The organism is Paraburkholderia sp. J69-1 (assembly GCF_905220255.1).
Lineage (GTDB): Bacteria > Pseudomonadota > Gammaproteobacteria > Burkholderiales > Burkholderiaceae > Paraburkholderia.
This window is the reverse complement of sequence record NZ_CAJMZG010000008.1, coordinates 116,264-136,300: the sequence shown is the minus strand read 5'-3', so window position 1 is coordinate 136,300 and position 20,037 is coordinate 116,264. Positions and strand designations below refer to the sequence as shown.

General features: G+C 64.3%; 18 protein-coding genes. 4 read left to right on the top strand and 14 right to left on the bottom strand.

The genetic code is table 11. The annotated features are described in order from the left end of the window. Positions 1-23: 23 nt before the first annotated feature. The 11 genes from U5A67_RS16395 to U5A67_RS16345 form a co-directional block, all read right to left on the bottom strand. Positions 24-1,517, bottom strand: a complete 1,494-nt coding sequence (locus tag U5A67_RS16395; protein WP_321815359.1) for an aldehyde dehydrogenase — start codon at positions 1,515-1,517, stop codon at positions 24-26. A gap of 132 nt (positions 1,518-1,649) precedes the next feature. Then, entirely contained in the window at positions 1,650-2,495 is an 846-nt protein-coding gene (locus U5A67_RS16390; RefSeq protein ID WP_321815360.1) for an aspartate dehydrogenase, read from the bottom strand. Continuing rightward, the gene (locus U5A67_RS16385) at positions 2,488-4,146 is read right to left on the bottom strand and encodes a thiamine pyrophosphate-binding protein (protein ID WP_321815361.1); all 1,659 of its coding nucleotides are present in this window, start codon (positions 4,144-4,146) and stop codon (positions 2,488-2,490) included. The genes U5A67_RS16390 and U5A67_RS16385 overlap by 8 nt, the downstream gene beginning before the upstream one ends. Beyond that, positions 4,139-4,957, bottom strand: a complete 819-nt coding sequence (locus U5A67_RS16380) for an SDR family oxidoreductase (protein WP_205984580.1) — start codon at positions 4,955-4,957, stop codon at positions 4,139-4,141. The genes U5A67_RS16385 and U5A67_RS16380 overlap by 8 nt, the downstream gene beginning before the upstream one ends. Further along, positions 4,954-5,844 carry an IclR family transcriptional regulator gene (locus U5A67_RS16375; protein ID WP_321815362.1) on the bottom strand — a complete coding sequence of 297 codons (891 nt, stop codon included), beginning with the start codon at positions 5,842-5,844 and terminating at the stop codon, positions 4,954-4,956. Before U5A67_RS16375 ends, U5A67_RS16380 begins: the two co-directional genes overlap by 4 nt. Next, entirely contained in the window at positions 5,841-6,779 is a 939-nt protein-coding gene (locus U5A67_RS16370) for an alpha/beta hydrolase (RefSeq protein ID WP_321815363.1), read from the bottom strand. Before U5A67_RS16370 ends, U5A67_RS16375 begins: the two co-directional genes overlap by 4 nt. Positions 6,780-6,825: 46 nt before the next feature. Beyond that, positions 6,826-7,365, bottom strand: a complete 540-nt coding sequence (locus U5A67_RS16365; protein ID WP_205984577.1) for a cupin domain-containing protein — start codon at positions 7,363-7,365, stop codon at positions 6,826-6,828. Positions 7,366-7,407: 42 nt separating this feature from the next. Then, positions 7,408-8,175: an SDR family oxidoreductase gene (locus U5A67_RS16360; RefSeq protein ID WP_321815364.1), complete on the bottom strand. Its 768-nt coding sequence runs from the start codon at positions 8,173-8,175 to the stop codon at positions 7,408-7,410. Beyond that, positions 8,168-9,256 (bottom strand): aromatic ring-hydroxylating dioxygenase subunit alpha, encoded by a 1,089-nt coding sequence (locus U5A67_RS16355; RefSeq protein WP_321815365.1) that lies wholly within the window; start codon positions 9,254-9,256, stop codon positions 8,168-8,170. Before U5A67_RS16355 ends, U5A67_RS16360 begins: the two co-directional genes overlap by 8 nt. 36 nt (positions 9,257-9,292) lie before the next feature. Continuing rightward, the gene (locus U5A67_RS16350; protein ID WP_205984574.1) at positions 9,293-9,604 is read right to left on the bottom strand and encodes a recombinase-like helix-turn-helix domain-containing protein; all 312 of its coding nucleotides are present in this window, start codon (positions 9,602-9,604) and stop codon (positions 9,293-9,295) included. 1 nt (position 9,605) lies between these two features. Continuing rightward, the gene (locus tag U5A67_RS16345; protein WP_205984573.1) at positions 9,606-9,920 is read right to left on the bottom strand and encodes a non-heme iron oxygenase ferredoxin subunit; all 315 of its coding nucleotides are present in this window, start codon (positions 9,918-9,920) and stop codon (positions 9,606-9,608) included. A gap of 452 nt (positions 9,921-10,372) precedes the next feature. Here U5A67_RS16345 and U5A67_RS16340 point away from each other — a divergent pair, with 452 nt between their 5' ends. Next, positions 10,373-11,446: a porin gene (locus U5A67_RS16340; RefSeq protein ID WP_321815366.1), complete on the top strand. Its 1,074-nt coding sequence runs from the start codon at positions 10,373-10,375 to the stop codon at positions 11,444-11,446. Between the two features lie 23 nt (positions 11,447-11,469). Here U5A67_RS16340 and U5A67_RS16335 read toward each other — a convergent pair whose 3' ends face one another. The 3 genes from U5A67_RS16335 to U5A67_RS16325 all read right to left on the bottom strand — a co-directional run bounded on the left by U5A67_RS16335 (position 11,470) and on the right by U5A67_RS16325 (position 14,162). Continuing rightward, positions 11,470-12,429, bottom strand: a complete 960-nt coding sequence (locus U5A67_RS16335) for an IclR family transcriptional regulator (RefSeq protein ID WP_321815367.1) — start codon at positions 12,427-12,429, stop codon at positions 11,470-11,472. Between the two features lie 114 nt (positions 12,430-12,543). Further along, positions 12,544-13,305, bottom strand: a complete 762-nt coding sequence (locus tag U5A67_RS16330; protein WP_321815368.1) for an SDR family oxidoreductase — start codon at positions 13,303-13,305, stop codon at positions 12,544-12,546. A 59-nt stretch (positions 13,306-13,364) separates the two neighbouring features. Continuing rightward, complete coding sequence (locus U5A67_RS16325) at positions 13,365-14,162, bottom strand: SDR family oxidoreductase (protein ID WP_321815369.1); 798 nt, start codon at positions 14,160-14,162, stop codon at positions 13,365-13,367. Positions 14,163-14,282: 120 nt separating this feature from the next. On the opposite strand from U5A67_RS16325, the gene U5A67_RS16320 reads away from it, so the two are divergent. The 3 genes from U5A67_RS16320 to U5A67_RS16310 all read left to right on the top strand — a co-directional run bounded on the left by U5A67_RS16320 (position 14,283) and on the right by U5A67_RS16310 (position 20,020). Continuing rightward, complete coding sequence (locus U5A67_RS16320; protein WP_321815370.1) at positions 14,283-15,227, top strand: GlxA family transcriptional regulator; 945 nt, start codon at positions 14,283-14,285, stop codon at positions 15,225-15,227. Between the two features lie 69 nt (positions 15,228-15,296). Next, positions 15,297-16,547, top strand: a complete 1,251-nt coding sequence (sbcD, locus tag U5A67_RS16315) for an exonuclease subunit SbcD (protein ID WP_321815371.1) — start codon at positions 15,297-15,299, stop codon at positions 16,545-16,547. Continuing rightward, entirely contained in the window at positions 16,544-20,020 is a 3,477-nt protein-coding gene (locus tag U5A67_RS16310; protein WP_321815372.1) for an AAA family ATPase, read from the top strand. The genes sbcD and U5A67_RS16310 overlap by 4 nt, the downstream gene beginning before the upstream one ends. The last annotated feature ends 17 nt before the right edge of the window (positions 20,021-20,037 follow it).

Here is a 20,037-nt window from a genome sequence, read left to right as displayed (position 1 = left end):
TCTATTGCTCCGTGCGCGTGCGTTCAGGCGTTTGCCCAGGGCAGCGGCGCGTCGTTCAAGCCCCAGTAAAGGCTCTTTTGCTGCATGTATTCGCGAATGCCAAGCCGGCCTTTCTCGCGGCCCATCCCGCTTTCCTTCCAGCCGGAGAACGGCGTGGAGATCGAGAACAGCTTGTACGTATTGATCCAGACCGTGCCTGCGTCCAGTTTGCGCGCCACGCGCCAGGCGCGCTTGTAGTCGCGCGTCCAGATGCCGGCAGCGAGACCGAACACGCTGTCGTTGGCTTCTTCGATCAGCGCGGCTTCGTCGTCGAAAGGCATCGCCACCAGCACCGGCCCGAAGATCTCTTCCTGGCAGATACGCGCGCTGTTCTTCAAACCTTCGAGAATGGTCGGCTGATAGAAGAAGCCGTCTTCACGCTTGTCGCCCACCGGACGCTCGCCGCCGCACAGCAGGCGGCCGCCTTCCTCGAGACCGATCGCCACATAGCGCTCGACCGATTCGCGATGCTTCGCGGTGATGAGCGGACCCATCTGCGTGTTTTCGCTCGAAGGATCGCCCACGCGCAATTTGCGCGCGCCTTCCACAAGGCGCTTCATGAACGCGTCGTAAATCGAGCGCTGCACGAAAAGGCGCGAACCGGCGATGCACGCTTCGCCCGACGAACTGAAAATGCCGTAGAGCACGCCGTTGACCGCGTGGTCGATATCGGCGTCTTCGAACACCATGGTCGGCGACTTGCCGCCCAGTTCGAGCGAGACCGGCATGAGTTTGTCCGCTGCAATACGGGCGATGCCGCGGCCGACTTCCGTGCCTCCCGTAAAGGACACTTTCTTCACGAGCGGATGACGCACCAGCACATCGCCGATCACCGAACCCTTGCCCGGCAGCACGCTCACGATGCCCTTGGGCACCCCCGCTTCTTCGCAGATGCGTGCGAGCGCAAGCGAAATCAGCGGCGTGACTTCAGCGGGTTTGAGCACGACGGCGTTACCGGCTGCGAGTGCGGGCGCCAGCTTCTGCGCGTCCGATGCGATCGGCGAATTCCACGGCGTAATGGCCGCGATCACACCAATCGGTTCGTACACGCTCATCGTCAGATAGTCGCCGCGCGAAGGCGTGACTTCTTCATCCATTGTTTCGAGGCAGGCCGCGAAATAACGGAACGTATTGGCGGCGCTCGCCACCAGCACGCGCGTTTCCTTGATCGGCTTGCCGTTGTCGCGGCGCTGCAATTGCGCGAGCGCTTCGTGACGCTGCATGATGAGATCGGCGATGCGATACAGCACGAGCGCGCGCAGATGCGGCTTCATCGTGGCCCATTCGCCGTGCTTCCATGCCGCGTGCGCTTTTTCCACCGCTTCGGCGGCGTCTTCGGCGCTCGCCGTCGAGACCTCCATGTTGAGCGACTGGTCAGCCGGATAAAGGCTCGCGAAAGGCGCGGCGCGGCCCTGGCGCCATTCGCCGCCGATCAAAATATCGCCGTTCGGGACGAGGCTCGTATCGAAGGGAGTCATATCAGAGGTCTCTCTGTTGCTAGTGCCAGCGATGCGGTGCTTCAGCACACGCATCGCATTTCATCACGACAAAAAACACCTGTTTTAAGCCGCTTTTAAAACATCGAACACGCGGAATCAGCGGATCAAGCGTCAGATCACGCAGCGCGCCGCCCGGTTACGCAGCGCACGAATCGCGCTATACGCGGTGAGCGCCGAGGTCTTCGGGTTGTCGGGCAGCGGTTTGCCGCTCATTTCCAGCGACATTTCGCCGAACACGCCGCGCGCCACGATCCGGTGCACATTGCGCTCGACAGCCGGATCGGCAATCAGGCGCACCGTGGTCTGATCGAGGCCGAGGCCCGCGAGTGCAATCGTCGCCGCCACGTTGGCGTTCTTCGGAAACAGACGCGCCGCTTCGCGTGCGCTGCCTTCGAAAATCACCTGCTCTTTCGTGAGCGTGCGCAGATCGCAGACCTTTTCCGCGGGCGTATCCAGCCAGCCCAGCGGCGGCTTGCGGCCCGTGTACAGCACTTCGTCGAGCCCGCCGAGCTTCGCTGCCGACAGCGCGTCGATACCGCCGATCGCACCCGAAAGCAGCGTGAGCGTGGCGTCGCCTTCATCGGCGGCAAGCGACAGACGTTCGAGCAGATCGACGTCAGACAGCGCGCCGATCGATGCCACCGCGCAATCGGTGCCGCTTTGCAGCAGCGGGACGACGTGATCGACGAGCGCCGCGTGGCCCGCGCATTCCAGCGCGAATTGCGGCTTCGACGACAGCAGGCTCACGGACGACACCACTTCCACCGAACCGTCGACCTGCTTGCGCACCTCGTCGGCGTGATGCTCGGGCACGATCACATGCGAGACGTGCACGAGCGGGTCGGCGGCGACCGCGCGATACACCGTCTGGCCGATCGCGCCGAAGCCGATCATGGCGATGTCGATGGGCGCGTGCTGCGCGAGGACCGCATGTCCCACCGCATGTCCGTTAGGCATGTTCCGGCTCCTCTTTACGCACCGGCGGGCCGGCAAACACGGCTTCGAAGCTGCCCACGGCCTTCATGTCCACTTCGAGCAGCACCGGGCCGTCGTAGGCGATGCCTTCGCTGATCACCGCATCGGCGTTGTCGAGCGAGGACAGGCGATAGTGCTTGAGGCCCAGGCTCGCGCAGAACTGCGAGAACTCCGGCTGGTGCAGATCGACGAACATGCGGCGGCCGCCGTACTGGGCGTCCTGAATGTTGCGGATCACGCCATAGCACTGGTCGTTCATCAGCACGATCATGACGTTGGCCTTTTCCTGCACGGCCGTGGCGAGTTCGCCGACGTTGACCATCAGGCCGCCGTCGCCGACCAGACACACGGTCTTGGCCGCAGCATTCGCGAGCGCTGCGCCAATCGCCATCTGCATGCCCTGGCCGATACCGCCACCCAGTGCGTGCACGCCCGCGCGCGGCGTGAAGATCTTCAGCAGGCGGTTGCCCCACGTGCTGTTCGAGATCGTGACGTCGCGCACCCAGTTGTAATCGCGGCCCACGCTGCGTTGCAGCGCTTCCACGAGGCGGCGATACGGGCCGAGACCCTTGGCCGTTTCTTCGACAGCCGTGTCGCGTGCAGCAGCCAGATCGGCGGCGAATTGCGGATCGACTTTAAGCTTGTTTTCAAGGCGTGTTGCGAGTGCGTCGAGCACGCGCGCTGCGTCACCGTGCACGAACAGCGCGTTGCGATAGCCGCGGTTATCGGCGAGCGCATCGGCGTCCACGCGATACAGCGGCTGCGGCAGACCGAGCTTGTACTTGAGCGTTTCGTTGCCGCGCAGGCGCGAACCCACCACCAGCATCGCGTCGCAGGTCTTGTAGAAGCGCTCGACCGACGGGCTCACGTTGAATGCGCCCAGCGTACCCGGATGATCTTCCGGCAGCACGCCACGGCCCTGCACGCTCGTCACCACGCCAAAGCCCAGCGCGACCAGACGCTCGACCGCTGCACGCGCGTGACGCGTACCGCCGCCCAGCCACAGCAGCGGACGCTTCGCCTTCGCGAGTTCGTTCGCCAGTTGTTCGACGCGCGCTTCATCGTGCGTGAGCGTCGTCAGATGCGGTGCGCCCAGATCGGCGGGCCAGTCGGTCAGCGCGGCCTGAATGTCGATGGGGATTTCCACGCTGACGGGACCGCTCGGCGCGGTTTGCGCGACGCGCACGGCTTCGCGGATCGTCGACAAAGCGGTTTCGACCGAACGCACGCGGTACGCGGCCTTCGAAATCGACGAGAGCATGCTCAGCTGATCCGGCGCTTCGTGGATGTATGCGAGGTCCTGATCGAGGTATTCGGTTTCGATCTGGCCGGTGATGTGCAGCAGCGCCGTGCCTGCCGTGAGGGCTTCGACCATGGCGCCCGCAGCGTTGCCCGCCGCCGTGCCCGTGCTCGTGAACGCCACGCCCAGGCCGCCCGAAACACGCGCGAGGCCGTCGGCCATGTTGAGCGCGCCGGCTTCGCCGCGCGCACCCACATAGCGGATCTTGCCGCGCACGCCGATGGCGTCGAGAATCGGCATGTTGTGGATCGAAATCACGCCGAAAGCGGTTTGGACTCCACATTGTTCGAGGAAGGCGGCGATCAGTTCGCCGACGGTGGTTTGCTTAGACATGACGTGCTACGCCTCCAGATACATCGATATGACTGCCCGTCGTATAGGACGACAGGGACGTGGCCAGATAAAACAGTGCCTGGGCGGCCTCTTCGGGACGGCCGAAACGGCCCAGGGGAATATGCTTCTTGCGCGCGAGCTCGCCGGTCCATTCCTGCCAGCTCTGGCCGGCGGCCTGGGCGGCAGCGTCGTTCTCGTAGCGGCGGCGCCATTGCCCCGACTCCACGATGCCGATCAGGATCGAGTTCACGCGGATCTGCTCGGGCGAGAGTTCCACCGCGAGCGACTTGATGAGGCTGAGCACGCCAGCACGCGCCGACGAAGTCGCGACCATATGCGGTTCGGGCTGCAGCGCAAGCAGCGAATTCACGCAGACGATCGAGGCGTTCTGCCCTTGTTTTGCAGTGCTACGCAGCATCGGCAAAAAGGCGCGCGTCGGGCGAATGATGCTGAAATACTTGAGGTCGAGCTCTTCGCGCCAGGCTTCGTCGGTGGTATCGGCGAAGGTGGACACGCGGCCCTGGCCGGCGTTGTTCACCAGCATGTCGGCGCGGCCGAAGCGTTGCTCCACGGCGCCCGCGAATGCGGCGACGTCGTTCGCGTCGAGCACATCGCAGCGCGCGGCCAGCAATTGCGCCTGCGGATAACGTTCGCGCAGTTCGCGCTCGGCGCGCGCGAGGCGGTCGCTGTCGCGGCCGCAGATCGCGACGCTTGCGCCTGCCTGCAGAAAGAGTTCGGCGGTCGCGAGGCCGATGCCGGACGAACCGCCCGTCACCACCGCAACCTGGCCGGTCAAATCGAGTTGAATCATTTGATCCCCAATGCCTTCATGTACGACGTTTTCTTGCCAGCCGCGCTATTTGCAGCGTGCATGCCGGGCCGGTAATTCAGGCGCTTCGACAGTTCGTCCGCCGCGTGGCGCACCTTGTCGATCAGACCGCCGTCGAGCAGCGACGATTCGATGCCCGGTCGCGGAATCGTTGTGGTCACAACGGCTGCGATGCGGCCCGTGTCGTTGCGCACCGGCGCCGACACTACCGAAATGCCGCGCTCGAAAGACGATTCGCTCACGGCATAGCCGCGTTCGGCGTCTTCGCGAATACGCATATAGAGTTCTTCGACCGTTTCCGGCGTGGACGGCGTATAGCGTTCGAGTTGCGGCTCCGGGTACAGCGCGCGCAGATCGTCGAGCGTCAGATCGCCCATCAGCACCTGGCCGTGCGTGGTGGCGTGCGCCGGCAGACGCGTGCCCACGTTCACCTTCACCGAGCTGAAAATCGGTGCGTGGCTCTGCGCCTTCGCCACGAAGACGATGTCGCGGCCATCGCGAATCACGATATGCGAGGTCAGTCCCGTCGAGTCGCGCAGCGACTCGATCAGCGGCAGACCCAGATCGGTCAATTCCAGCGAGCTGAGATATTCGAAGCCCAGACGCAGCACGGCCACGCCCAGACGGTAATTGCGGTCGCGGTCGGCGCGCTCCAGAAAGCCCAGCGATTCGAGCGTCTGCAACAGACGGAACACCGTGGTGCGCGGAATGCCCAGGCGGCGCGACAGTTCGGGCGCGTCGAGCACCGGCTCGCGCGGCGAGAATTCGGTCAGGATGCGCAGCCCCCGTTCCAGACCCGGCACGCGATAACTCGTTTCGCTGCGGTCTTCGTCGGCGTCGGGGGACGCGCTGGCGAGGTCGGCGGTCATTGCTGAATAGATCCCTGAGTTTGCTGTGTTTGCTGATTCTGCGAATTCTGCTGATAGGTACGGCAGAAAGTGTCGATCAGCGTGTTATAGGCTTCGGGTTGTTCGATGTAGCCTGCGTGGCCCGCACGCGCAATCGTCTCGAACGGTGCGCGCGCAACGTCTGCAAGACGCTCGCAACCGGCCGGCGGCGTGATCGTGTCTTCTGCGCCCACGGCCACCGCCATCGGCACGCGGCCTGCGCAGTGCGCGAGATCGGCGGCCAGGTCGGCGTTCGCAAGCAGATGCGTGGCCTGCGCGTAACCGTGCGGAATCACGCGCGCCATATTCCAGCGCACCCAGGCGCGTGCCGCGTCGCTGGCGTGCGGCGAAAGCATATTGGCGCTACGTTTTTGCGCGAGCCCTTGCGGGCCGAGTTCGGCGAGCATGGCCAGACGCGCGTCGCGCTTGTCGGCGCGAATCTGCGGATCGGCGGCGCCATAGCCGCCTGCGGGCGAAATCAGCAGCAGACCGCTCACGCGCGGTGCGTGCACCGCAGCGAAGGCGCCCGCGATAATCGCGCCAAGCGAGTGCCCAACCAGCACACAGCGCTCGATCTCGAGCGCGTCGAGCCAGTCGCGCAGCACGCGTGCATAGTCGGCGGCGATGGGCGACGCGTTCGCCACCGGCGTGGAAGCGCCGTATCCGGGCGCATCCCAGGCCAGCACGCGGCGCGCGCCGCCCAGCACTTCGAATTGCTGCACCCAGGAAGCCGCGCCGGAACCAATGCCATGCAGCAGCACGAGCGGCAGCGCCTCATTGCCGCTCGCGGTATCCGCCGATGCTTCGCGATAGCTCACGCACGCCTCGCCCGCTCGCACGTCGCGCAGCGCAAAGCGCGCGAGACGCGTGTCGAGCGTGGCGGCTGATGAGGCGTGAAGGTCGATCGCTTCGTTCATGACTTGGGTTCGGGGTGACTTCGTTGGGTTGATTAATCAGCAATACTTACTTCTGCATCTCGCGCTTGATCTTCGCGAGCGGCGAATCCGGCGGATACGTCGGCGTGATCGGCTTCGGCGAACCGAGCATCACGCACATCAGCGCGTCTTCTTCGCCAACGTTGATTTCCGTGCGATAAACGCCCGGCGGCACCGAGATCAGATCGCGTTCGCCCAGCACGGCTTCCCACGTTTCGCCGTCTTTCTCGCAGATCACCTTCATCTTGCCGCGCAGCACGAAGAAGATTTCTTCCACGTCGATATGGATGTGGCTCGGGCCGATGTTGCCGGCCGGAATCACCATCGTCGAGAACGTGAAGCCGCCCGAAGGCACCGTGTTGCTGTCCTTCGCCACGCCCGTGCCGCCCGTGCCCACGTAGCGCATCTGCGCGCGGCGGTACTTCGGGTCGTAATCGGCCTGGAACTTCAGGGCGTCCCAGTCGTAGCGGCGCGTTTCATAGCGCGCCACGCGGCTGTTCATCCAGTCGTCAAAGCTCGCCTCGGCGGGACGGTCCCACGACTTGCTTTCGATATCGGCATCGGCCATCGCTTTCTCCTTTCTAGCTTTCGAACGTTCGATTCGAACGGATCAATTCATCACAAAGCCGCCGTTTACCGGCAGCAACTGGCCGGTCACGAAACGCGCGGCATCGCCCAGCAGGAACAACACGGGGCCCGTGACATCGTCGGGCACCTGGGCGCGCTGCAAGGCGCGGCCTTCGAGGTAATACGCGTGGCGCGCGGCCGGCACATAGGCCGTCGCTTCCACTTCGGTCAGACCCGGCGCGATGGCGTTGACGGTGATGTTGTCAGCGCCGAATTCGCGGGCGAGCGAATGCGTCATCGCAATCACGGCGCCCTTGCTGGCCACATAGGCGAGCAGCTTGGGCGCGCCCCATAGTGCGGTGTCCGAAGCGATATTCACAATCGCGCCGCGACCCGACTCGCGCAGCCAGGGCTGCGCCGCCGTGCACATGAGCCACGTGCCGCGCACGTTCACGTCCATCACGGCGTCCCACGTGTCCACCGCGATCTCGCTGGCGAACTTGCCGCCCGAGTTCGTGATGGCCGCGTTGTTGATGAGCGCGTCCACGCCGCCCATGCGCTGTGCCGCCGCTTCGACAAAGGCGTTGATGCTGTCCGGCTGTGCCAGATCGAGCGGCAGGAACGCCGCGTCGTGGCCTTCCGAGGCGAGCGAGCGCGCCAGCGCTTCGCCCGCGTCGCGCAGCACATCGCCGAACACGACGCGCGCGCCGCTTTGTGCCAGCGCGCTCACGAACGCCGCGCCGAGACCGCGCGCACCGCCCGTGACGATCACGCGACGGCCTGCGAGTGCGCCCTGAATCGCGTTATGCATGGCTGTGCCCGGCTTGTTCGCCCGCAGCGGGCTGTTGCGCGCGGAACGCTTCGAGGTCGGCCATATGCTGCTGTGCACGCTGGCGCAGCATGCGGCGCACACGCGTCATGCCCACATCATGCTGATAGAGGAATTCCTGATCGCGCGCATTCGGCGCCATGCTTTCCAGAACGTAGCGATCCTGTTCGAGCACGGCCCAGTGCAGACCTTCCAGGCGATTGCGATACAGGAAGCGCCATGCGTCGCGCTGCCAGCCCTGCACCTTGCGCGTGCGCCAGAAGTAAACCTGGCAGTTGTCTTCGTCGACCGGAACCGCGAAGCCGATGATGCCGAAGTTGCCGCCCGGGCCGAACTTCTTCTTGTACGGAATTTCCAGACGCATCCAGAGCGTGCCGGTTTCGCCCAGTTCAACCCAGTCGAAATTCACGTCGCGCTGACCGACCTTCTCGAACATGAGGCCGGTGTCAGTTTTACGCACGCGCATATCGGCCTGCTTGTCGCCTTCGGCCATCGAGTGCGAAGTCGCGTGCAGATACGCGCCGTGCATCGGGTCCATGACGTTGTCGATGGCGTACTGGTAATTGCACTTCCAGTGCGACATGCACAGGAAGCTGGCGTATTCCTCGCCGACCAGTTCCTCGGGCAGTTGCAGCGGCGCGGGTTCCTTGTGCGCTTCGTCGCCGAACCACAGGAAGATCGCGCCGGCATGTTCCTGCGCCGGATACGACTTCACGCACGTCTGCCCTTCGAGCGGGCACGCCGAAACGGCCGGCACGCTTTGTACGGTGCCGCTGCCATCGACTTCGATGCCGTGATACCAGCAGGCCACGCGATTGCCCAGGTTCCAGCCCAGCGACAGACGCGCACCGCGGTGCGGGCAGCGGTCTTCGAGTGCGTTGACCTGGCCGTTCTTGTCGCGCCACAGCACGATCTGTTCGCCCAGACGCGTGATGCCGATGGGCGCGTCGCCCACCTGCCAGCTCGGTGCAACGGGATACCAGTAGTTCTTGATGCCGCGATCCAGGTAAGCGCGAATCGGATCGGCGCCGACTGCAGCGGCTTCGGATGTGGGGGAGGTCATGTGGGGGTCTCCGTGTTCGGGGTGTCCGTGCGCCGCTTAGTCAGCGAGCAGACGGAATTCGGCGGCGAGGCGCTCGGCGTTCCAGGGCGAGCCTTCCGGCGTGCGGAAACCGATACGGTTCAGGCCAGCGACCACGTCGTCGAGTTCGACGGCGCCCGCTTCGAACACTTGTTCCAGTGCATCGCCGAAGTCGTTTTCGTATTGCGTCGGCTCGGCCTTGCGGTTCTGCCAGACCATGTTTTCCTGCTGGCCCGGCTGCTCGATCACGCCCTTGCCGGCGACGTTGTTCGGCTGCGGCGCGAGCCACGGCTTGAGCATCGGATTGAAGTTCACAGGGGTTTCTCGCATGTCATTCCACCTTGATCTGGATTTCTTCGCCGGCGAGGCGCACGGCGTATTGCTTCAGCGCACGGCCACCGGGACCCTTGATGCACTGGCCGGTCTTGATGTCGAACACCGCTTCATGCAGCGGACACTCGACCGTGCCTTCGTCGACGAAACCTTGCGTCAGCAGCGCATACGCGTGCGGGCACACGTTTTCCAGCGCATAAACCTCGTCGCCCACCTTGTAGATGCCGATCTCCGTGCCATCGAGCTTGAACTCGATCGGACCGTCTTCGGACAGATCGCCGGCATGCCCGGCGCAGCGCCATTCTTCAGCCATTTCTCACCTTTCCCGATCAACCGTGTTCCACATACGGAACATTAGTTTATGTATGGTCATTATAGAAGTCGTTTCGCATGGACAAAATAAAAATCCGACGCCCCTGGGGAAAACACCGAGCCAATCCTGGAAAGGGTGCGCGCGGAGTTGCAGCGAGTCTCGCCGTCGCGCTCAAAACCCCTTTGACAAAGCATGTTGCGCGCGTAATCGCAGCCTTCGGGCAATGACGCACCTGGGGCAACTACCGTCCCAGAAAAGTATTTTGGCGTCCCGCGGGAATCACTATACTTTCCATAGGCAGCACATCTATCCATATATGGAACAAATAGATGCACTGTGCATTGCGAAGCGAGCCGCCACCCAGAAGCGCGCCGCGCCGTTGGTAGTGCCGAGGGGTTAGCTGAGCCGGATTTGCGTGTCCGGCCTTTCGTCATACGATCAGGAGTCCAAAGTTGAAACACTTCATTGCCGCGGGATTGACGGGGATCTGCGCCGTCTCGTCTGCATGGGCGCAAAGCAGCGTCACGCTATACGGCAGCCTGGATGCAGGCGTGGCCTACGTCAGCAACGTGGGTGGCCATTCGAAGTGGATGGAAGAACAGGGCAATATGCAGCCCGACCGCTGGGGCCTGCGCGGCCGTGAGGACCTGGGCGGCGGCCTGAAGGCGATCTTCCAGCTGGAAAACGGCTTCTACACCAACACCGGCGCGATGGCGAAGTCCAATACGCTGTTCAATCGCCAGGCGTATGTGGGTTTGAGTTCCGATCAGTTCGGCACGCTCACGTTCGGCCATCAGACGCCGTTCGCGTTCGACGTGCTCGATCCGTTCAGCACCGCCTATCTCGCGGCGAGCTGGTACGCGTTCCATCCGGGCAATATCGACCAGCTGGCCGATACTGGCGTCGTGCCTTACGACAACTCGGTGAAGTATCGTTCTCCTGAATTTTATGGCTTCACCGCCGGCGCGATGCTCGGCCTCGGCAATACGACGAACTTCTCGAACGGCCGCACGATGGGCTTTTCGCTCAGCTATGCGAACGGCCCGTTCAAGGCCGGCGCGACGTGGTCGAACGAGCACGATCGCACCGTGTCGATGTCCACCACCGGCCTCACGACCTTCCAGGGTCAGGCCGCCTCAAGCTATGTGGCGAGCAAGGTGGAGAACATGGGGATCGGCGCGTCGTATTCGTTCGGCAAGGTGCTGGTGCACGGTCTGTACACGCGCACCAAGCTGCAGTCGAACGGCTATTCGGACACGTTCCAGAGCTACGACGCAGGCCTGAACTACCAGATGACGACGGCCAACAGCATCGTCGGTGGCGCCGCCACCTCGACGCTTTCGGGCCGCCGCTGGACCCAGCTGATGGTGGGCGATGTGTACGCGCTCTCGAAGAGCACGCAGGTCTATGTGAACGCGCTCTACGAGCACGCCAATTCGAACGCCAATGCGGCGTTCTTCACGGCGGGCGTCTCGAGCGGCCGCAATCAGACCATCGTGCTGACCGGCATCCACCACTCGTTCTGATACGGCGGATAGTCAACCGCCGGTCAACCGCCGTGCAGGCTGCGCTTCGGCGTGGCTTGCATGGCCTGCGCCGCTGTCGGGTCGCCGGGCAGCGGCCGGTAATTCAGGCACGCGGAAAGCTCCATCGCCGCTGCGCACACAGCGGAAACGAGCGGCCCGCGTTCGACATCGCCGATATCCGAGCGCGGCACCGTCGCCGTGAGCGCGGCCACGATGCGAGTGGACTGATCGCGCACCGGCGCGCTCACCACCGAAATCCCCGTTTCGAACGACGCTTCGCTGAGCGCATAGCCCTGCTCCGCGAACTCGCGCACGCGCGCGTAGAGATCGGCCACCGTGGCGGGCGTGCGTTCGGTAAAGCGTTCGAGTTGCTTCTCGGGATACAGCGCGCGCAGTTCGACAAGCGTGAGATCGCCCATCAGCACCTGGCCGTGCACGGTCGCGTGCGCAGGCAGGCGCGTGCCCACATGCACCTTCACGGAACTGAACATCGGTTCGCGCGTCTGCGCCTTGGCAACGAACACGACGTCGCGCTGATCGCGGATCAGCAGATGCGTGCTCAGGCCGGTGGCGTCGCGCAGGCGCTCCAGCACCGGCGTGCCGAAGTCGGTCAGTTCGAGCGAACTCAGGTATTCGAAGCCCAGACGCAGCACCGCCACGCTCAGCCGGTACTCCCGGTCGCCTTTGGCGCGCTCGATAAAGCCGAGCGCTTCGAGCGTCTGCAGCAAACGAAATGTGGTGGTGCGCGGAATGCCGATGCGCCGCGACAGTTCGGGCGCACCCAGCACCGGCTCGCGCGCTGAAAATTCCGCCAGAATGCGCAGCCCGCGCTCGAGCCCGGGGACGAGATAGGTGGAAGCGCCGCCGCCCTCGTCGTCGGTTTCGGTTTCCGTTTGGGCGGCTTGCGTCTCCTCGGCAGGCAGCGCTTCGCGCTTGCCCGGCGCCGCGCTACGGCGCGCGCCAGTCGTATTCTTTGTGGCCATTGGCGGCTGGAACCTGCTTGAATCTGTTGGACCGTTCGGTGATGGGGGCAATGATAACGCGAAGCGCCGCCCCCACCCTACGAGACAGAATTCCAGCCCGGCCGCCCCGGCCGCTTACGCCACCGGAATCGGGTTATCGACGACATGCTGGTTGAACTGCTCCACGAACGCATGTTCGTTCGGGCCAGCGTTGTCGCGCATCGGTTTCGCCGCTTCGACCAGCACTTCCGTGGTGGCGGTTGCCAGCCGCTCCAGGGTCTCGGCGATAAAGGCGTCGAGCGGCATCGCGCGCGGGTCGCCGCTCTTGACGATCAGATCGGTATCCACCCAGGGCGGCGCGATTTCCAGCACGCGCACGCGGGTATTGCGCAGCACGAAGCGTTGCGAAAGCGTGTACGAGTGGATCGCCGCCTTGGTAGCGGAATAAAGCGCCGTGCCCGCAAGCGGCACATACGCCAGCACCGAACTATTGTTGATGATCCACGACTCGGGCTGGCGCTTCAGATGCTCGACAAAGGCCGCGCTCACGCGCACGGGGCCGAGCAGATTCGTCTCGACGAGACGCACGGCCTGTGCGTCGTCCAGCGCGCCGCCGGCATCGTCGAAAGGCATGATGCCTGCGTTATTGATCACCACATTCAGCGCCGGATAACGCGCGATCAGTTGCTGCGCGACTTGCTGAATCTGCGCGGCGTTGCCGATATCCAGTTCGACGGTATCGATAGACGGGTTCTGCGCGGCGATTTCATCGAGCAGCGCCTTGCGCCGGCCCGCAACGATGACCTTGTTGCCACGCGCGCTGAGCGCTTCGGCCAATGCGCGGCCGATTCCCGAAGTACCGCCGGTAATGAAAACCGTGTTTCCAGTGAGTTTCATGATTCGATATCCTTATCAAATGAAATGCATGACTGCTGTGAGATACCTTGTTTCCTGAATCACGCCGCCGTATAGCGGCGCGCAGCCGTATTGCTCGACAAATGCGGCGCCATCGTGCGCCGCGCGGCCTCGTAGGCGTCCCACTCTTCGCCTGCGTGAAGCGAGGGAATCGTCACGAGTTCGCCGCGCTCGAAGCCCTTGAGCGCCGCGTCCACCAACGCCTGCGCAGACATGACGATCTCCGGCGGCAGATGTTCGATGGGCAGGCCGCCGGTCTGCCAGAAGTCCGTGGCCGTGGCGCCCGGCAGCACCGCCTGCACCTGCACGCCCTTGCCAGCCAGTTCGTGATGCAGCGACTGGCTGAATGCCAGCACGAACGCCTTGCTGCCGCCGTACACGCCGTTGAGCGTTTCCGGCGAAATCGCCACGATCGACGAAATATTGATGACCGCGCCCTTGCCGCGCGCCACGAACCCCGGCACCGCCGCGTAAGTCAGCCGCGTGAGCGCGCTCACATTGAGGTCGATCAGGCGCGTCATCGCATCGACATCGCTTTCCAGCAGCGATGTGTGCGTGCCCACGCCCGCGTTGTTCACCAGCAGCGTGATGCTGGCGTCGGCTTTGAGTTTGGCTTCGATAGTGGCGAGATCGGTGCGCTTGTTCAGATCGGCGTCGATGATCTCGACGCTGCGACGCGTTTGCGTGGTGATGCGCTCGGCCAGCGCGATCAGGCGCTCGCGGTTGCGGGCAACCAGAATCAGGTCGTAGCCGCGCGCCGCAAGGCGTTCGGCGTAAACCGCACCGATGCCCGACGATGCGCCCGTAATAAGCGCGGTTCCTGCATAAGCCTGCGTCATGATGTGACTCCGTTCATGGGTTTTCGTGGTGATGCCGTGAGTGCATTCTGGCGATTTCACGCTGCGACGGAAATGACGTATTTAGGTATGATTTCGGACATCGATGACCGGAGAACGGACATGCACCGAATCGGCTTTCTTCTGACCGAAGGCTTTCAGATGATCACGCTCGCCCCGCAGTCGGTGTTCGAGCACGCGAACATGACCGCTGGCGAGACCTTCTACGCGCTCGACACCTGGTCGATCGAGGGCGGCGCGGTGCGCTCGTCGCTGAATATTCCGGTGGGCACGCGCGCGCTGCGGGGCCGTATCGAAGTCGATACGTGGATCGTCGCGGGCGTCAACGACCCGCTGATCGAGCCACCGCCCGCAAAAGTCCTCGCATTTCTGCGCAAGACGGCGCCGCGCGCGCGGCGCATCGCCGGCATCTGCACGGGCGGCTTCGTGCTGGCCGAAGCGGGCCTGCTCGCGCAGCGGCGCGCCACCACGCATTGGGCGTACGGCCGCGAAATGCAACGGCGCTTTCCGGACATTCGCGTGGAAGAAGATCGCATCTATATCGTCGACGGGCCGATCTGGACCTCGGCGGGCATGACGGCGGGGCTCGATCTCGCGCTGGCGATGGTCGAAAAAGACCTGGGCACCGACATCGCGCGCTCCGTGGCCCACAAACTGGTGATGCATCAGCGCCGCGCGGGCGGCCAGTCGCAGCATTCGGAAATGCTCGATCTCGCCCCCAAGTCGGACCGCATCCAGAACGCGCTCAACTACGCGCGGCAAAATCTCCACGGCGCGCTCACGGTGGAGGAACTGGCTGAGCGCGTGCATTTGAGTCCGCGTCAGTTCAGCCGTGTTTTTACGCTCGAAACCGGGCAATCGCCGGCCAAGGCAATCGAAGGTCTGCGGCTGGAAGCGGCGCGTCTGATGATCGAGCAGAGCCGCCATCCGCTCGATGTGATCGCGAAAGAAACCGGCTTTCGCGACCGCCGTCATATGCGCGAAGCCTTTATGCGCGGCTTCGGCGTGCCGCCGCAAGCGGTGCGGCGCGAAGCGCGCACGCCTTGAGCGCATCGCGCCCCACCCGCCTGCACTACAATCGCAGCACTCGCGCACCCCGCACTACCACGAATCCACATGCGTCTTCTTCACACCTCGGACTGGCATCTGGGCCAGAACTTCATGGGCAAGAGCCGTCAGGCCGAACATCGGCAACTGATCGACTGGCTCGTGGCTCAGGTCGACCTGCACAGCGTCGATGCCGTACTGATCGCCGGCGACATCTTTGATACCGGCACGCCGCCCAGCTACGCGCGCGAACTCTATAGCGATCTCGTGGTGAGTCTGCATGCAGCGGGCGTGGCGTTGCTGCTGCTGGGCGGCAATCACGATTCGGTGGCGACGCTGCGCGAAAGCAGTGCCTTGCTGGAGCGATTGTCCGCGCGCGTCGTGCCTCACGCGGATGCGCCCGAGGCGCAAGTGCGCGTGCTGCCGCTGCGCACGCGCACCGATGGCGTAGCGCAGAAAACGCCGGGCTGCGTGGTGTGCGCCGTGCCCTTCATTCGCGCGCGCGACGTAATGCAAAGCGAGTTCGGCCAGAGCGCCCAACAGAAGCAGCAAACCCTGCAACTGGCGATCCAGGCCTATTATCAAGCGGTTTTCTCGGCCGCCGACGCGCAGCGCAAAACGCTGGAAGCCGAACTCGGCCACGCCGTCCCGCTGATCGCAACCGGCCATCTCACCACCGTAGGCGCGAGTGCGAGCGAATCGGTACGCGAGATTTACGTGGGCGCGCTCGAAGCGTTTCCCACCAGCGCGTTTCCGCCCGTCGATTACATTGCGCTGGGCCATATTCATCGTCCGCAGAAAGTGGGCGGGCTGGCGCACATCCGCTATAGCGGCTCGCCAATTGCATTGAGTTTCGATGAAGCCACCCAGCAGAAGGAAATGCTGCTGGTCGATCTGGGCGAAGCGGGTCTCGAAGCCGTCACGCCGCTGCCGGTGCCCGTATTCCAGACGCTCATCGCGCTCAAGGGCAATCTCAAGACGCTGCCCGCAGCATTGGCGCAGGCCGCGCAGCACGCCACGCCCGACTGCCCCGCGTGGATCGAAGTCACCGTGGCCGAAGACGACTATCTGGCCGATTTGCCCGCGCGCATCCAGACCATGATCGAAGGCCTGCCCGTGGAGGTACTGCGCATTCGCCGCGAGCGCGGCAACGCGCGCGCGCAGCTCTCCGCCGATACGGGCGTGACGCTCGACGAACTCGATCCCCTCGACGTGTTCGCGCGCCGTCTCGCGCACGAAACGCTCGACGACGATATCCGCGACGCGCTCACCACGCGCTACAAAGCCGTGGTCGCGTCCACCGTGGAGGGCGAGGCATGAAGATCCGCAGCCTGCGCCTGAAGAATCTCAACTCGCTCAAAGGCGAGTGGCAGATCGATTTCACCAGGCCGCCCTTCGCCGATAACGGCCTGTTCGCCATCACCGGGCCCACGGGCGCGGGCAAATCCACGCTGCTCGACGCGATCTGTCTCGCGCTCTATCACGAGACGCCGCGTTTGAAGACGGTTTCGGCGTCGGCGAACGACATCATGACGCGCCACACCGCCGATTGCCTCGCGGAAGTGGTGTTCGAAGTCAAGGGCGAGGTGTATCGCGCATTCTGGAGTCAGCGCCGGGCGCGCGATAAGGTCGATGGTGCATTGCAGTCGCCCAAGGTCGAACTCGCAACCGGCGACGGCACGATCCTCACCACGCATATCAACGACAAGCTGCGCCGTGTGACCGAAATCACGCGTCTGGATTTCCCGCGCTTCACGCGTTCGATGCTGCTGGCGCAAGGCGGTTTTGCAGCGTTTCTCAACGCCACGGAAAACGACCGCGCGGAATTGCTCGAAGAACTGACCGGCACCGAAATCTACGGCGAAATCTCGCGCCGCGTGTTCGCGCGGGCGGGCGAAGCGCGCGATGCACTCAAGCAGTTGCGCGCGAAAGCCGAGGGCATGGAACTGCTCGATGCGCAGCAACGCGCGGCGATCGAAGCGGAAATCGGCAACTTGACGGGCCAGTTGAGCGCCAGCGCGGCGCAGACCAAAACGTTGCACGCGCAACAACAGTGGCGGCGCGAACTCGCGCAATCGGAAGCCGACACCCAGACCGCACTCGCGCGCGAAGCCACGGCCGCGGCAGCGCTCGCAGCAGCCGCGCCGGAACTGGCGCGGCTAGCGGCAAGCGAGCCCGCCGAAGTGCTGCGTCCCGTGCATCTGCACGTGCAGCAAAGCGAAGCGGCCCGCCGTCAATCGGATGCCGATCTCGCCGCGCTCCGCCGCGAGCGCGCAGAACGTTCGAGCGCGCAAAAGCAGCATTACGGCGCAACGGCCACGCTGGCCGGACGCATCGTGCGCGACAGCGACGCGCAACTCGCGCGGCTCGAAGCCGAGCAACGTCAACTGGACGGCTGGTGCGCGAAGAACGCGCATCTCGCGCAGCTTGGCGAGCGCGTTGGCGCGTGGCGTCAGCAATTCGAGCAGCGCAAACGCACGGCAACGGATATCGCCACGCGTGCAAAACAGCTTGCCGATGGCGAGCAGCAGCAGCACGAACAACGCGCGCAGATCGAGCAGCACGCCGCGACGCTCGCGTCTGCCGAACGCGCGAAAGCCGAAGCAGATAGCGGCCTCCAGACGCTGCAAAGCGCGCAGCAAACGCGTCTTGCAGGGCAAACGCTCGCGCAGTTGCGCGAAAGCTGGCACACAGGTCAGGCCGCATTGACGTGCTGGCAGCAACGGGAAAGCGTGGCCGGGCGCAGGCGCGCACTCGCCGATGAAGAGAAAACGCTGGCTGCATCGCTCGCGCGTACGCAAGGCGACATCGGCGCTAAAGAGGCGGATGCGCAGGCGCTTTTGCAAGCGCACGCGCAAAGTCAGTCGCGCGTGGAGGACAAGCAAAAGCTGCTCGAACAGGAGCAGATGATTCGCAGCCTCGCGCAACATCGCGCGCGGTTGCAGCCAGGCGATGCGTGCCCGTTGTGCGGATCGCACGAACATCCGGCTATCGACGCGTATCGCGCGCTCGATGAATCCGCCACGCAGACTGCGCTGCAGGCGGCACGCGCCGAACTGCAGGCTTGCGCGCAGCGGGTGAGCGCAAACGAGCAGGCGTTGTCGGCGCTGCGCGCGACCTTGACGCAGCAGGCCACGCAGCATGAGAAGCTCGCGGCGCGTATTGCGCAGCAACGCGAAGAATGGGACGCGCTCGCGACGCCACCCATCGCGGCCGATGCGTGGCAAGATGCCGATGCCCTCGTTGCTGCACGCGAATCGGCGGCGCAGGCGGCCCAACAGATCAAGCAGCATCTGGACGCCGCCGAACAGGCCGAAGAAGCGCTCGCCCGCGCGCGCGAAACCAGCACGCGTTGCGCCGATACCCTTCAGGCTGCGCGCGCCCGTGCCGACCTGCTCGCGCAGTCGCTCAAGAATCTCTCGAAGCGTGGCGAAGAAATCGCACAGGAACGTGCGGCGCTGCAAGCGGCGCACGAGCAGGAATCCGCTGCATTACTCGATGTATTGCGCGCCAGCGGCTATACGCTGGACACCTTGCCTGAAGACGCCGCTGCATGGCTGCAAACACGCGACGCGCAATGGCGCGAATGGCAGCAGACGCAACAGCGCCTGCAATCGCTCGCGCAGGACCAGGTCCGCCAGCGCAGTCAATGCGATACCGCACGCGCGCAATGGCAGACATGGCGCGAGCGCTGCGCCAGCATCGGCGTGGAAACGGTGCAGGCTGCGCCAGCGCGCGACAATCTTACGGCATCCTTATTTGATGACGAGGAAGAAGACGGCGAAGCATCGCCCGAACAATTCGAAGCCAGCGCCACCCGCGCCGATGCACTGACACGCGAACTGGCCACGATCGACGGTCAGCTTACGAATCTCGAACGCACGCTCGCGCAACAGCGCACGGCCTTCGACGAAGCCACCCAGGCGTGGCAATCCGCACTCGCGCAAAGCCCGTTTGCCGATCAGGCGCAATTCCTCGCCGCCCTGCTGCCTGCGGACGAACGCAAGCGCCTGCAAACCCTCAAGCAGCAACGCGAGCAGGATCAGCAGACCGCCAGCGCCATGCTGCACAGCGCGCGCGAAAAGCTCACACGCCTGCAAGCCGTCGAGCCGCCGGTGCGTACCGCGGCCACGCTCGAAGCGCTCACCGAACAACTCGACGCGCGGGAAAAAGAAAGCGCCACGCTCAACGAACGTCTGGGTCATCAGCGCGGGCTGTTGACGCGTGACGCGCAGCAGCGCGAAAGCCAGCGCGCACTGTTCGAGCAGATCGAAGCGCAAACACACGATGCCGATCTCTGGCAGCGGCTGGATTCGCTGATCGGCTCGGCGAAGGGCGACAAGTTCCGGCGCTTCGCGCAAGGTCTCACGCTCGATCATCTGCTTGCGCTCGCGAATCGCCATCTGGATCGCCTGCACGCGCGCTATCTGCTGCGCCGTAAATCGACGGGCGAACTGGAACTGGAGATCGTCGATGGCTGGCAGGCGGACGCCACGCGCGACACGCGCACGCTCTCGGGCGGCGAGAGCTTCCTGGTGAGTCTCGCGCTGGCGCTGGCGCTATCGGATCTCGTGAGCCACAAGACGTCGATCGATTCGCTGTTCCTCGACGAAGGCTTCGGCACGCTCGATGGCGATACGCTCGAAATCGCGCTGGACGCGCTCGATACGCTCAACGCGAGCGGCAAGATGATCGGCGTGATCAGCCACGTCGAAGGCTTGAAGGAGCGCATCGCCACGCAGATTCGCGTGGAGAAAGGCGGCGGCATCGGCCATTCGCGGCTGGTGTTCTAAACCGCTGCGTGCCGCGT

Excerpts from the sequence above, each read along its gene's own strand:
- U5A67_RS16395 (WP_321815359.1), bottom strand. The coding sequence starts at position 1,517 with ATGACTCCCTTCGATACGAGCCTCGTCCCGAACGGCGATATTTTGATC.
- U5A67_RS16310 (WP_321815372.1), top strand. The coding sequence starts at position 16,544 with ATGAAGATCCGCAGCCTGCGCCTGAAGAATCTCAACTCGCTCAAAGGC.
- U5A67_RS16350 (WP_205984574.1), bottom strand. The coding sequence starts at position 9,604 with ATGCGAGAAACCCCTGTGAACTTCAATCCGATGCTCAAGCCGTGGCTC.
- sbcD (WP_321815371.1), top strand. The coding sequence starts at position 15,297 with ATGCGTCTTCTTCACACCTCGGACTGGCATCTGGGCCAGAACTTCATG.
- U5A67_RS16370 (WP_321815363.1), bottom strand. The coding sequence starts at position 6,779 with ATGAACGAAGCGATCGACCTTCACGCCTCATCAGCCGCCACGCTCGAC.
- U5A67_RS16380 (WP_205984580.1), bottom strand. The coding sequence starts at position 4,957 with ATGATTCAACTCGATTTGACCGGCCAGGTTGCGGTGGTGACGGGCGGT.
- U5A67_RS16375 (WP_321815362.1), bottom strand. The coding sequence starts at position 5,844 with ATGACCGCCGACCTCGCCAGCGCGTCCCCCGACGCCGACGAAGACCGC.
- U5A67_RS16385 (WP_321815361.1), bottom strand. The coding sequence starts at position 4,146 with ATGTCTAAGCAAACCACCGTCGGCGAACTGATCGCCGCCTTCCTCGAA.
- U5A67_RS16325 (WP_321815369.1), bottom strand. The coding sequence starts at position 14,162 with ATGACGCAGGCTTATGCAGGAACCGCGCTTATTACGGGCGCATCGTCG.
- U5A67_RS16345 (WP_205984573.1), bottom strand. The coding sequence starts at position 9,920 with ATGGCTGAAGAATGGCGCTGCGCCGGGCATGCCGGCGATCTGTCCGAA.
- U5A67_RS16330 (WP_321815368.1), bottom strand. The coding sequence starts at position 13,305 with ATGAAACTCACTGGAAACACGGTTTTCATTACCGGCGGTACTTCGGGA.
- U5A67_RS16335 (WP_321815367.1), bottom strand. The coding sequence starts at position 12,429 with ATGGCCACAAAGAATACGACTGGCGCGCGCCGTAGCGCGGCGCCGGGC.
- U5A67_RS16390 (WP_321815360.1), bottom strand. The coding sequence starts at position 2,495 with ATGCCTAACGGACATGCGGTGGGACATGCGGTCCTCGCGCAGCACGCG.
- U5A67_RS16360 (WP_321815364.1), bottom strand. The coding sequence starts at position 8,175 with ATGCATAACGCGATTCAGGGCGCACTCGCAGGCCGTCGCGTGATCGTC.
- U5A67_RS16320 (WP_321815370.1), top strand. The coding sequence starts at position 14,283 with ATGCACCGAATCGGCTTTCTTCTGACCGAAGGCTTTCAGATGATCACG.
- U5A67_RS16355 (WP_321815365.1), bottom strand. The coding sequence starts at position 9,256 with ATGACCTCCCCCACATCCGAAGCCGCTGCAGTCGGCGCCGATCCGATT.
- U5A67_RS16365 (WP_205984577.1), bottom strand. The coding sequence starts at position 7,365 with ATGGCCGATGCCGATATCGAAAGCAAGTCGTGGGACCGTCCCGCCGAG.